Consider the following 12,283-nt stretch of genomic DNA (forward strand, 5'->3'; position numbering starts at 1 on the left):
GCTGGGCGCCGGGCGGCGGCAGCGGGCGCTGCCCCCCGGTGGGGCCGCCCGGACCCGGGGCGCCCGGGGGATGCGCGTTCGGTGCCCCCGGAGGCGGCCCCTGCGCGGGGCCCTGTACGGGCCCCTGCGCGCCGTTGGGCGGCGGGGGCGGCCCCTGGGGGCGCGCACCCTGCGGAGGCCCCTGCTGTGGGGCGCCCTGCGGGCGCTGCTGCGGGCCGGGGGCGTTCGGCTCCTGGTTCATGTCGGGCTCCTGTCGCCCGGGCGCGCCGTCTCCGGGGCCGGGGCGGCCGTCGCTGGGCTCGTTCGGATGCGGTGAGATGGGACTCCTCCGTGGGCGTCCGGGAAAAGGGAGGGCCGCGGGCCCTGCAGGGTGGGGGCGCGGCCTGGGGGCGGGCGGAGTCGGCACGGGCGTCGATCGGCGGTGCCGGGCGCGTCGCCGGTGCGCTCGGCGCACGGGGACGATAAGCTCTCCGCCGACTTTAGCGCCCGCCCCGCGCCGGTGCTCCCGCACCCCGCGCGCGCGGGACGGACGAAGCACTCGCGCGGCGGGGCATAATGAGAGAAGGAGTAGTCACGGTAGGCGGGCCGCCGGACCGGGTCCGGCGCAGCCACAGGCCGTTTTGACCTGCGGTGTCGTATGCCGATAGGATACTCCGTCGTTGTGCGTTGAGTTGCCGTGGGTTCCCGCGAGTCGTCGCCGGGCGCCGATCACGCATCATCGTCCGCGCACTCAACACCGGAACGCCTGGGTCCCGCCCGAGGCGGCCGGCCCAGGAATAAGTCCCCGGCCCTTCGCGCAGGAGGGTACGGACCACGCCGACAGAGACGAAGGCTTACGATCGTGCGCACATACAGCCCCAAGCCCAGCGATGTCCAGCGTCAGTGGCACGTCATCGACGCAAGCGATGTCGTGCTCGGCCGGCTGGCCAGCCACGTCGCAACGCTGCTCCGAGGCAAGCACAAGACCTACTACGCGCCGCACATCGACACGGGCGACTTCGTGATCGTCGTGAACGCCGACAAGGTGGCGCTGACGGGTCGCAAGCGCGAGCAGAAGCGCGCGTACCGGCACTCCGGCTACCCGGGCGGTCTGCGCAGCGTGAGCTATGCCGAGCTTCTCGAGAAGCGCCCCGACCGCGCCGTGGAGAAGGCCGTGAAGGGCATGCTCCCCAAGGGCTCTCTCGGCCGCCAGATGGCCAAGAAGCTGAAGGTCTACGCCGGGCCGGAGCACCCGCACCAGGCGCAGCAGCCGGTGCCTTTCGAGATCAGCAAGATCGAGCAGCCCGCCTAGGCGTTCGCGAGAGCCAACAGGAAGTACGAGGAGAACCGTGGTCGAGCCCACCACCGGCATCGAAGACGTCACCCAGGAGTTCGACGGGGACGCGGAGTTCCCGGCCGAATACACCACCGAGTCGCCCGAGGCGCCCGACGCGGCCTACGTCCCCACGGCTTCCGGCCCGGGCGCCGGCACCGGCCGCCGCAAGCAGGCCGTGGCCCGCGTGCGCATCACCCCGGGGGCCGGGGAGTGGAAGATCAACGGCAAGCCGCTCGAGGTCTACTTCCCCGACAAGGTGCACCAGCAGGAGATCAAGGAGCCGCTGGTCAGCCTCGGCTTCGAGGGCGCCTACGACGTGTTCGCCCGCCTGGACGGCGGCGGCACCAGCGGCCAGGCCGGCGCCCTGCGCCACGGGCTGGCCCGCGCCCTGGCCGGGCTGGACCCGGAGAACAACCGCCCGTCGCTGAAGAAGGCCGGGTTCCTGACCCGCGACGCCCGCGAGGTGGAGCGCAAGAAGGCCGGTCTGAAGAAGGCCCGCAAGGCCCCGCAGTTCTCCAAGCGCTGACGCGCAGCCGAGGACACCGGCGCCCCCCTGGGCGCCGCACGCCATGGCCCGCCGGTCCCCCGTACCACCGGGGTGGCCAGTGCGGGCCATCGCTGTTTCCCGGCGCCCGTCGGCGGCATCCCCTCTCCCTGACCCTTTTCCGCTTCGATTGAAGGGGCTAACAGCTGTGGCTCGCTTGTTCGGTACCGACGGGGTGCGGGGGGTCGCCGGGCGCGATCTGACCGCCGCCCTCGCACTGGAGCTGTCCGCCGCCGCCGCGCGCGTCCTGGGCCGCGGGGCCGGCCCCGACCGCCGGCCCACCGCGGTGGTCGGCCGCGATCCCCGCGCCTCCGGCGAGTTCCTGGAGGCGGCCGTGGTGGCCGGCCTGGCCGGGGCCGGCGTGGACGTGGTCCGGCTGGGGGTGCTGCCCACCCCGGCGGTGGCCCACCTGACCGGCGAGCTCGGCGCCGACTTCGGCGTGATGCTCTCGGCGAGCCACAACCCCGCCCCGGACAACGGGATCAAGTTCTTCGGCCGGGGCGGGCAGAAGCTGCCCGACGCGGTGGAGGACGAGATCGAGGCGGCCCTGGGCGCGCCCGCCGAGGGGGCCGTCGGCGGGGACGTGGGCCGGGTGAGCGACGCCGGGGACGGCGCCGAGCGCTACATCGCGCACGTGCTCTCCGCGCTCCCGCACCGCCTCGACGGCCTCAAGGTCGTGGTGGACTGCGCCAACGGCGCGGCCAGCGGGGTGGCGCCGGAGGCGCTGCGCCGGGCCGGGGCCGAGGTCGTCACCATCGGCGACCGGCCGGACGGGCTGAACATCAACGCCGGGTGCGGCTCCACCCACCTGGAGGCGCTGCGCGCCGCGGTGGTCGAGCACGGCGCCGACGCCGGGCTGGCGCACGACGGCGACGCCGACCGCTGCCTGGCGGTGGCCGGGGACGGGTCGGTCGTCGACGGCGACCAGATCATGGCGATCCTGGCGCTGGAGCTGCACGAGGCCGGGCGCCTGGCCGACTCCACCCTGGTGGTCACGGTGATGAGCAATCTGGGCCTGAAGCAGGCCATGGCCCAGGCCGGGATCGCGGTGGTGGAGACGCCGGTCGGCGACCGCTACGTGCTGGAGGCCATGCGCGCGGGCTCCTACTCGCTGGGCGGCGAGCAGTCCGGGCACGTGGTGCTGCTGGACCACGCGACCACCGGCGACGGCCTGCTGACCGGGATGCAGCTGCTGGGGGCGGTGAGCCGCCGCGGGCTGGCCCTGGACGAGCTGGCCAAGGCGATGGTGCGGCTGCCGCAGGTGCTGGTGAACGTGCGCGGCGTGGACAAGCACCGGGCCGCCACCGACGAGGGGCTGGCCGAGGCGGTCGCCCGCGCCGAGGCCGACCTCGGCGGCGAGGGCCGGGTGCTGCTGCGGCCCAGCGGCACCGAGCCGATGGTGCGCGTCATGGTGGAGGCCCCCTCCCAGGACCGGGCGGCCGAGGTGGCCGAGGCCCTGGCCGGGGCGGTGCGCGAGCACCTGGGCTGACCCGGGCGGCGGAACAGCGGAACGGGGCGCCCCCGCGCAGGGGGCGCCCCGTTCCGTCGTTGTGCCCGGGGGGACCGGCTAGTGCCCGCCGTGCTGCCCGTGCTGTCCGTCGTGGAACAGCTCGCGGTTGCGCTGGATGGTGTCCCAGGACTCCGGCTCGGCCGGGGCCGACAGGGTCGTCGGGCCGTCGCCCTCGGCGCCGGGGGCCGAGGCCGGGCGCTCGGGGGTGTAGAGCCACGTGTCGAACAGGCCGCCCAGGTCCTTGCCGGAGATCTTCTCCGACAGGGCGATGAACTCGCCGACGTCGCCGTTGCCGTGCGCGTGGTCCTCCTGCCAGGTGCGCAGGATGGCGTCGAAGTCCTCGTCGCCGACCTCCACCCGCAGCGCGTGCACGGCCAGGGCGCCCCGGTCGTAGACGGCGCTGTGGAAGACGTCGTCGGAGCCGGGGTCGCCGGGCGGGACCGTCCAGAAGTCGCTGTCGGCCGGGTAGCGCGAGTAGGTGTACTCGGCGAGCTCCTGGGCCGTGCCCTCGCCCTCGTTCTCCGACCACATCCACTCGGCGTAGCTGGCGAAGCCCTCGTTCAGCCAGATGTCCTGCCAGGTGTCGACCGACACGTGGTCACCCCACCACTGGTGGGCGAGCTCGTGCGCGACGACGTAGGTGTTGGAGCCGCGGGCGAAGAACGCGTGGCTGTACACCGGCCGGGTCTGGGTCTCCAGCGCGAACCCGAGGTCGGTGTCGGGCCCGGCGACGACGCCGCCCAGAGCGTTGTACGGGTAGGGGCCGAAGCTCTCCTCCTGGAATTCCAGGATCTCCGCGCCCCGCTCGATGCTGGCCCGCGCGGGGCCCGCCAGGTCGCCCAGGGTGGGGGCGTAGGCGTTGTACACCGGCAGGCCCGAGGCGGTCTCGTCCTCGTGGACCTCGTAGTCGCCGACGGCCAGGGTGGCCAGGTAGGTGGCGGCGGGGCGGTCCTGGCGCCAGAGGTAGATGTCCTTGCCGCCGCGGGTCTGCCGCCCGGTGAGGACGCCGTTGCTGATCGCCTCGTAGCCTTCGGGGACCTGCACGCGCACGTCGAAGGTGGCCTTGTCGCGGGGGTGGTCGTTGGCGGGGAACCACCACCAGGAGGCCTCCGGCTCGCCGAGCGCGACCACGCCGTCCTCGCCCCGGTGCCACGCGGTGGGCACGCCGCCCCAGCCGGCCGTGGAGGGGGTGTCGGAGTACTTGACGACGACCGTCATCTGGCGGTCGTCGGCCACCGGCCTCTTCGGGGTGACGGTGAGCTTGTGGCCCTCGGAGGAGAAGTCCGCGGGGCGCCCGTTCACCCGGACCGAGTCGACGTCCAGCAGGAAGTCGAGGGTGAAGGAGTCCAGCTCCTCGGTGGTCCGGGTGACCAGCGTCGCGGTCCCCTTGAGCCGGTCGGTGTCCGGCGTGTAGTCCAGGCGCAGGTCGTAGTGGCCGACGTCGTACCCGGTGTTGCCGTATGAGGGGAAGTACGGGTCGCCGATCCCGCCGCCGGGGTCGGCGGAGGCAGCGGTCGTCGCCGGGACCAGGGCGGTCAGGACGGCGGCCGCCATGGCGGCGCCTCTTCGCACTCGCATGGGCGGTCCTGTTCGTCTCGGGTTCGGGGGATGCGCGCGGGGCGGACCCGCACACGCATCCCCAATTACCCCTCACCGCCCGTGGCCAACCGGTCCCGCAGGGCCCATGGCCCCATCCGGCCGCAGGAGGCGCCCGGCTACTCGACCGTGACGCTCTTGGCCAGGTTGCGCGGCTGGTCCACGTCGTTGCCCTTGGCCAGCGCCAGCTCGCAGGCGAACACCTGCAGCGGCACCGTGGAGACGATCGGCTGGAGCAGCGTGGGCACCGCCGGGATCTCCACCAGCTCGTCGGCGAACGGGCGCACCGCCTCGTCGCCCTCCTCCGCGATCACCACGGTGCGGGCGCCGCGCGCCCGGATCTCCTGGATGTTGCTGACGATCTTGTCGTGCAGCACGCCCCGGCCCTCGCGGGAGGGCACCACCACGACCACCGGGAGCCCGTCCTCGATCAGCGCGATCGGGCCGTGCTTGAGCTCGCCGGCGGCGAACGCCTCGGCGTGCATGTAGGCGAGCTCCTTCAGCTTGAGCGCGCCCTCCATGGCCACCGGGTAGCCCACGTGGCGGCCGAGGAAGAGCACCGTGTCGGCGTCGGCCAGGGAGCGGGCGAGCGCGCGCACCGGGTCGACCGTGTCCAGCACCTTCTCCACCTGCTCGGGCATGTGCGCGAGCTGGCCGATGACGGTGTTGATCTCGTCGCCGAACTTGTGCCCGCGCACCTGCGCCAGGTACAGGCCCACCAGGTAGCAGGCGGCGAGCTGGGTGAGGAAGGTCTTGGTGGCGGCCACCCCCACCTCCGGCCCGGCGTGGGTGTAGAGCACCGCGTCGGACTCGCGGGGGATGGTGGAGCCGTTGACGTTGCAGATCGCCAGCACCCGGGCGCCCTGCTCGCGGGCGTAGCGCACCGCCATCAGGGTGTCCATGCTCTCCCCGGACTGGGAGATGGCGATCACCAGGGTCCGCCGGTCCAGGATGGGGTCGCGGTAGCGGAACTCGCTGGCGACCTCCACCTCGCAGGGGATGCGGCACCAGTGCTCGACCGCGTACTTGGCGATCATCCCCGCGTGGTAGGAGGTGCCGCACGCGATGATCACGATCTTGGAGGTCTCGCGCAGGTCGGCCGGGGTGAGCCGCATCTCGTCCAGGGTGAGGGTGCCGTCGGCGGCGACCCGGCCCAGCAGGGTGTCGGCGAGCGCCCGGGGCTGCTCGACGATCTCCTTGAGCATGAAGTAGTCGTAGCCGCCCTTCTCGGCGGCCGAGGCGTCCCAGTCCACGTGGTACTCGCGCACGTCGGCGGGGCGGCCGTCGTAGTCGGTGACGCGCACCGAGTCCGGGCGCAGCTCCACCACCTGGTCCTGGCCCAGCTCGATCGCGTCGCGGGTGTGCGCGATGAACGCGGCCACGTCGCTGGCCAGGAAGTTCTCGCCGTCGCCGCGCCCGACCACCAGGGGGGAGTTGCGGCGGGCGGCCACCACCAGGTCGGGGTTGTCCGCCTCCATCGCGACCAGGGTGAACGCGCCCTCCAGGCGGCGGCACACGCCGCGCATCGCCGCGGCCAGGTCGTGGTCGCCGCGGTCCTTGAGCTCCTCGCCGAGCAGGTGCGCGGCCACCTCGGTGTCGGTCTCGGAGGTGAACTTGCAGCCGCGCTCCTCCAGCTCCACGCGCAGGGCGGCGAAGTTCTCGATGATCCCGTTGTGGATGACCGCGACCCGCCGGTCGCCGTCCACGTGCGGGTGGGCGTTGACGTCGGTCGGCGCCCCGTGGGTGGCCCAGCGGGTGTGCCCGATGCCGATGCCGTCCGCCTCCGGCGGCGCCGCCTCCAGGGCGGCGCGCAGGTTGGCGAGCTTGCCGGCCCGCTTCTCGGTCCGCAGGCGGCCGCCGCTGAGCACGGCGATGCCCGCGGAGTCGTATCCGCGGTACTCCAGCCTGGCGAGGCCGTCCACCACGACCTGTAGCGCCGGTTGCGGCCCGACGTAGCCAACGATTCCGCACATGGCCGCCAGAGTAGTTCAGCCGGGGGCGCTTTTCTCCCCTTCGTGGACTGGACCACTGGCTGTTTTCGCAGGTAGCGGTATAGACCAGTTGGCACCTGGCGGTGAGGAGGCGCAGGTGGGGGCACCCGGGCGGGTGCCGAGTGGGCGCCGCGCCGCGCGTGGCGAAGCACTCAAAAAAGACACGGCCGGATCCGGCGCGCCGCACCCGGGCGGCCCCGCGGCGCGCGCCCGGGTGCCCCGGTCGGCCGGAGCCGGGCAGGGCTCCTCTAAAGTGGGCAGACGTGTCACAAGCGACGAAGAACGGCTTCTCGACGCCGTACGTGGAGCTGGACCGCGACGGGTGGGCGGCGCTGCGCGACGCCACCCCGCTGTCCCTGACCGAGGCCGAGCTGGAGGTGCTGCGCGGCACCTCCGACCCGACGTCGCTGGACGAGGTCAGGGACATCTACCTGCCCCTCTCCCGGCTGCTCAACCTGTACGTCAAGGCCACCCGCCAGCGCCACGGCGCGGTGCGGGCCTTCCTCGGCGAGGACGACCGGCCCGTGCCCTTCGTCATCGGCGTCGCCGGGAGCGTCGCGGTGGGCAAGTCCACCGCCGCCCGGCTGCTGCGCGCCCTGCTCGCCCAGTGGCCCGACCACCCCGACGTGGAGCTGGTCAGCACCGACAACTTCCTCTACCCCAACCGGGTCCTGCAGGAGCGCGGGATCATGAACCGCAAGGGGTTCCCGGAGAGCTACGACCGGCGGGCCCTGGTGCGCTTCGTGCAGGAGATGAAGGCCGGGGCGCCGGCCAAGGACATCCCCCTCTACTCGCACCTGCACTACGACATCGTCCCCGGCGCGGTGCAGACCGTGCACCGGCCCGACATCCTCGTGGTGGAGGGCATCAACGTGCTGCAGCCCCCGCTGGCCGGGCACCTGGCGGTCTCGGACTTCTTCGACTTCTCCATCTACGTGGACGCCAAGCCCGAGCACATCCGCACCTGGTACCTGGACCGGTTCCTGGAGCTGCGGCGCACCGCCTTCTCCGACCCCCGCTCCTACTTCCACTCCATGGCCACCACGGTCGACGAGGAGCGCGCCAAGGAGTTCGCCATGAACACCTGGCGCAGCATCAACGAGGTCAACCTGGTGGAGAACATCCAGCCCACCCGGGCGCGGGCCACCCTGGTCCTGCACAAGGGGCCCGACCACCGGGTGCGGCGGGTGCGCCTGCGCAAGACCTGACCCCGCGCCCGCCCCTCGTCCGATCCCGTCCGATCCGGGACCCTTGGCCGTATCCGGACCCTCCCGGCGCGGAACGGCGCCGCCGCGAGCCGCGTCACACCGGGGCGGGACACGAGCGGAAAGGGGCCCACAGAGCATGATCCCCCAGGACGAGCAGGACCGAGGGAGCTTTCGGACCACGGGGCGAAAGAGCTCGGCGACGGTGTTCGTCAGCGCGCTGAGCGCGCTGTCGCTGGCCGTGGCCGGGTGCGGCAGCCCCGACACGGTGACCGCGCGGTGCGTCGACAAGGACCGCCGGTCGGACGGGTCGTACAGGGTCGTCGACGAGGACCGGTGCGACGACGACTCCTCTTCCTCCAGCGGCGGCGCCCGGACCGGCGGCTACTTCTTCTACTACGGCGGCACCGCCGGCAGCGGGCGGGTCAGCGGCGGGACCACCACCCGGCCCTCCGACGCGCGCGTGGTCACCGAGAGCGGCCGGGTCATCCAGCGGGGCGGCATGGGCGGCCGCGGCGGCAGCGGCAGCTGAGGGGGCACAGGTGAAGAGGAGCAGCGGAAACCCGGTGCGGCCGGGTTGGCCCGACATCGTCGAGGAGCAGGGGCTCGGGTTCCACGTCTCGGTGCACCCCGAGCACCTCACCCGGCCCTACTGGGACGAGTCGGTGCACTACGAGTTCGCGATGGAGGAGGTCCTCCGCCTGGAGCGGACCGTCGAGGAGCTGCACCGCATGTGCCTGGAGGCGGTGGAGTTCGTCGTCGCCGAGAAGCGCTACGCCGACTTCGGCATCCCCGACTGGGCGGCGCCGTTCATCCGGGACTCGTGGCGGCGCGGCGACCCCTACCTGTACGGCCGCTTCGACCTCGTCTACGACGGGAGCGGCCCCGCCAAGCTGCTGGAGTACAACGCCGACACCCCCACCGCCCTGGTGGAGGCCGCCGTCGTGCAGTGGCACTGGATGCAGGACGTCCACCCCGGCCAGGACCAGTGGAACTCGGTGCACGAGCGGCTGGTGGAGCGCTGGGCCGAGATCGCGCCGCGCCTGCCGGGGGAGCGGGTCCACTTCGCCTGGACCAGCGAGGACGAGACCGGCGAGGAGGCGCTCACCACCGCCTACCTGGAGGAGACGGCGCGCGCCGCAGGGCTCGCCACCCGCGACACCGCCCTGGAGGACGTGGGCTGGCACCAGGGGGAGCAGGCCTTCGTCGACCTGGACGAACAGCGCATCCGGTCGGCGTTCAAGCTGTACCCGTGGGAGTGGCTCATCCACGACCGGTTCGGGCCGCTGGTGCTGCAGAACCTCGACACCACCGCCTGGGTGGAGCCGGTGTGGAAGATGGTGCTGTCCAACAAGGCCCTGCTCGCGGTGCTGTGGGAGATGTACCCGGGTCACCCCAACCTGCTGCCCGCGCGGCTGGGCGACCCCGGCGGGATGGACGCCTACATCGCCAAGCCGCTGCTCGGACGGGAGGGGGCGGGCATGGCCATCACCGTCCCCGGCGGTGAGCTGGAGCGCAGGCCCGGCGACTACGGGGCCGAGGGGTACGTGTACCAGGAGTTCGCGCCGCTGCCGACCTTCGACGGCCAGCACCCGGTGCTGGGCGCCTGGGTCGTCGGCGACGGGTCGGCGGGCCTGGGCGTCCGCGAGACCGGGAACCTCATCACCGACGACACGTCATCGTTCGTCCCGCACCTGATCCGCCTGTAGGGCGGCCGCCCGCGGTGTGGGCCTGCGGCGCTCCACGTGCCCGGCCCCGCCCAGGCAGCCGGAGAACGGGCCCTCCTCGGCGAGCAGCCGGGACAGCAGCGGGTCGAGGTGCTCGGCGTGCCAGCGGGCCGGCCCGGCCGCCCCGGCGGAGGCGGTGTCGGCCAGCTCGGTGTAGGCCAGGCGCAGCGCGTGCAGGCGGCCCACCGCCTCGTGGTGCTCCCACCAGGCGGGGCACCAGGCGGCGGTGTCGCCGACGTAGACCGGGACCAGGAAGCCGTCCACCCACCGGACGAGGGCGGCCAGCTCGGCCTTGTAGGCCTCCCGGGACATGTTGAAGATGAACGGCGCGGGCGCCTCGCCCGGGTCGGTCTCCTCCTCGGGGCGGGCCGCGGCCACGTCGGCGAGCTGCGTCTGCAGGCGGATGACGTCCGCGCCCAGCTTGTGCATGGCGTTCTGCAGGTGGGTGACGCGTTCGGCGAGGGCGTCGCCGGCCGCGGTGCGTTCATCGGTCGAGGTCATGCGGGTGTGTCCTGTGCCGTCCCGTGGTGCTCGGTTTCGCGGGCCTTCACGCAAGTAAATCAGCCGTGTCCGGTGCCCGGTGACACGCCCTCGCGGGGTCGGGCGGCCCCGCGTGGGGCATGCTCCTGGGGGCCGGTGACGAGCCGGGGCCGGAACCGACCCGGGGCAGAGCCGGGGACCGGACCGAGGCCGGGGGTGAGCCGGGCCCGGGGATCCGGAGCCGGAGCCGAACCCGGGACGGATGGGACCGGAGGACCTGATGCGCAGGGCGCACACGGTGGAGGTCGTGAGGGCGGCGGAGGGCGCGCTGATGGCGCGCCTGCCCGACGGGGCGCTGATGGCGCGGGCGGCCACCGCGCTGGAGGTGGTGTGCGCACGCACCCTCCCGCGCGTGTACGGCGCGCGGGTGGTGCTGCTGGTCGGAAGCGGCGACAACGGCGGGGACGCGCTTTACGCCGGCGCCGGGCTCGCCCGCCGCGGGGCCCAGGTCACCGCGCTGCTCGCCGGGTCGAAGACCCACGAGGCGGGCCTGGCGGCGCTGCGTGCGGCAGGGGGGCGCGCCCGGCGCCCGGACGGGGAGCCGGAGCGGGCGGAGCGCGCGATCCGCGCCGCCGACCTGGTCGTCGACGGCCTGGTGGGCATCGGCGGCCGCGGCGGCCTGCGCCCGCCGCACGCCCGCCTGGCGGCGTCGGCGCGGGGGGCGGCGGCACCGGTGGTCGCGGTCGACCTGCCCAGCGGGGTGGACGCCGACACCGGACAGGTGGAGGGGGAGGCCGTGCGCGCCGACGTCACGGTCTGCTTCGGCACCGGCAAGCCCGGCCTGTTCGCCGACCCGGGGGCCGGGTACGCGGGCCGGGTGGCCATGGTCGATATCGGGCTGGGACCGGACCTTCCCGCGCCGGTGCTGGAGGCGTTCGACGACGCGGACGTCGCGGCCCTGCTCCCGGCGCCCGGACGCGACGACGACAAGTACCGGCGCGGCGTGCTGGGGGTGGCCGCAGGGGCGGACGCCTACCCGGGCGCGGCGGTGCTCTGCACGGGCGGGGCCCTGCGCACCGGCACGGGGATGGTGCGCTACCTGGGGGGCGAGTCCGTGGCGTCCCGGGTGCTCGACCGCTGGCCGGAGGCGGTGGTCGGCCGGGCCGACCCGGGGGCGCGGGTCGCGGCGTGGGTGATCGGGCCGGGGCGCGGGACGGACGGCCGCGCGGCGGAGGAGCTGCGGGGCGTGTTCGCGTCGGAGGTCCCCGTGTTGGCGGACGCCGACGCGCTCACCCTGATCGCGCACGAGGGGGCCGACCCGGCGGGGCGGGAGGCGCCGACCCTGCTCACTCCGCACGCGGGGGAGCTGGCACGGCTGCTGGGGACCGACCGGGCGGACGTGGAGGCGCGCAGGCTGGAGCACGTGGAACGGGCGGCGGGGCGGTTCGGGTGCACGGTGCTGCTGAAGGGGTCGACGACCCTGGTGGCGACCCCGGGCCGTCCGGTGGCGGCGGCCACTGCGGGCACGCCGCTGCTGGCGTCGGCCGGGAGCGGCGACGTGCTCGCGGGCATCGCGGGCTCGCTGCTGGCGGCGGGCCTACCGGCCCACGAGGCGGCGGTGTGCGCGGCCCACGTCCACGGCCGTGCGGCCACCGAGGCGAGGGGAGGAGCCCCCATCTCGGCCACGGATCTGTGGGAGGGCATCCCGAAGGCGCTGCTGAACCTGGCCGAGGGCCGTGACGACTGGAGACGGTGAGGCGTGGGCAGCGACGGTGACCCGCGGGAAGCGTTGTCGGGTGGCGGGTGGGTGCGTGGTCGGGGTGGTTGGCGGCGACGGCGTGAGCCGGGCGATTCCCCGGACCTGCTTGCCGTCCGGCGGGTTCCTCGCGGTGCGGGCGGGCGGCGGGTCGGCCGG

11 protein-coding genes are annotated in these 12,283 nt (G+C 74.1%); 7 read left to right on the top strand and 4 right to left on the bottom strand.

Translation table 11 applies throughout. The annotated features are described in order from the left end of the window. Positions 1-241, bottom strand: a 241-nt coding sequence (locus O4U47_RS30340; RefSeq protein ID WP_270681432.1) for a hypothetical protein, incomplete at its 3' end; no start/stop codon positions are given. A gap of 600 nt (positions 242-841) precedes the next feature. Between O4U47_RS30340 and rplM the strand changes: the two genes are divergently transcribed. The 3 genes from rplM to glmM all read left to right on the top strand — a co-directional run bounded on the left by rplM (position 842) and on the right by glmM (position 3,348). Further along, positions 842-1,291, top strand: coding sequence for a 50S ribosomal protein L13 (rplM, locus tag O4U47_RS30345; protein ID WP_270681433.1), 450 nt, complete (start codon positions 842-844; stop codon positions 1,289-1,291). A 37-nt stretch (positions 1,292-1,328) separates the two neighbouring features. Continuing rightward, the gene (gene rpsI / locus O4U47_RS30350; protein WP_270681434.1) at positions 1,329-1,841 is read left to right on the top strand and encodes a 30S ribosomal protein S9; all 513 of its coding nucleotides are present in this window, start codon (positions 1,329-1,331) and stop codon (positions 1,839-1,841) included. A gap of 166 nt (positions 1,842-2,007) precedes the next feature. Beyond that, on the top strand, positions 2,008-3,348 hold the full coding sequence (gene glmM, locus O4U47_RS30355; protein WP_270681435.1) for a phosphoglucosamine mutase: 1,341 nt from the start codon (positions 2,008-2,010) through the stop codon (positions 3,346-3,348). A 78-nt stretch (positions 3,349-3,426) separates the two neighbouring features. Here glmM and O4U47_RS30360 read toward each other — a convergent pair whose 3' ends face one another. Both O4U47_RS30360 and glmS read right to left on the bottom strand, forming a co-directional pair. Further along, positions 3,427-4,947: a M1 family metallopeptidase gene (locus tag O4U47_RS30360; protein ID WP_270681436.1), complete on the bottom strand. Its 1,521-nt coding sequence runs from the start codon at positions 4,945-4,947 to the stop codon at positions 3,427-3,429. Between the two features lie 137 nt (positions 4,948-5,084). Continuing rightward, positions 5,085-6,938, bottom strand: coding sequence for a glutamine--fructose-6-phosphate transaminase (isomerizing) (gene glmS / locus O4U47_RS30365; RefSeq protein WP_270681437.1), 1,854 nt, complete (start codon positions 6,936-6,938; stop codon positions 5,085-5,087). 320 nt (positions 6,939-7,258) lie between these two features. On the opposite strand from glmS, the gene coaA reads away from it, so the two are divergent. The 3 genes from coaA (at position 7,259) to O4U47_RS30380 (ending at position 9,870) form a co-directional block, all read left to right on the top strand. Then, on the top strand, positions 7,259-8,164 hold the full coding sequence (coaA, locus tag O4U47_RS30370; protein WP_270681441.1) for a type I pantothenate kinase: 906 nt from the start codon (positions 7,259-7,261) through the stop codon (positions 8,162-8,164). Positions 8,165-8,300: 136 nt separating this feature from the next. Next, the gene (locus O4U47_RS30375) at positions 8,301-8,693 is read left to right on the top strand and encodes a hypothetical protein (protein WP_270681438.1); all 393 of its coding nucleotides are present in this window, start codon (positions 8,301-8,303) and stop codon (positions 8,691-8,693) included. A gap of 10 nt (positions 8,694-8,703) precedes the next feature. After that, positions 8,704-9,870 (top strand): glutathionylspermidine synthase family protein, encoded by a 1,167-nt coding sequence (locus tag O4U47_RS30380; protein ID WP_270681439.1) that lies wholly within the window; start codon positions 8,704-8,706, stop codon positions 9,868-9,870. Here O4U47_RS30380 and O4U47_RS30385 read toward each other — a convergent pair. Then, positions 9,838-10,389, bottom strand: coding sequence for a DUF4913 domain-containing protein (locus tag O4U47_RS30385; RefSeq protein WP_270681440.1), 552 nt, complete (start codon positions 10,387-10,389; stop codon positions 9,838-9,840). The two genes, O4U47_RS30380 and O4U47_RS30385, sit on opposite strands and share 33 nt — an antisense overlap. A 259-nt stretch (positions 10,390-10,648) precedes the next feature. On the opposite strand from O4U47_RS30385, the gene O4U47_RS30390 reads away from it, so the two are divergent. Then, a complete protein-coding gene (locus O4U47_RS30390; RefSeq protein ID WP_270681442.1) occupies positions 10,649-12,124 on the top strand; it encodes an NAD(P)H-hydrate dehydratase in 1,476 nt (491 codons plus the stop codon). Positions 12,125-12,283 lie beyond the last annotated feature (159 nt).

The sequence above is a fragment of the Nocardiopsis suaedae genome, assembly GCF_027706745.1.
GTDB classification, from domain to species: domain Bacteria; phylum Actinomycetota; class Actinomycetes; order Streptosporangiales; family Streptosporangiaceae; genus Nocardiopsis_A; species Nocardiopsis_A suaedae.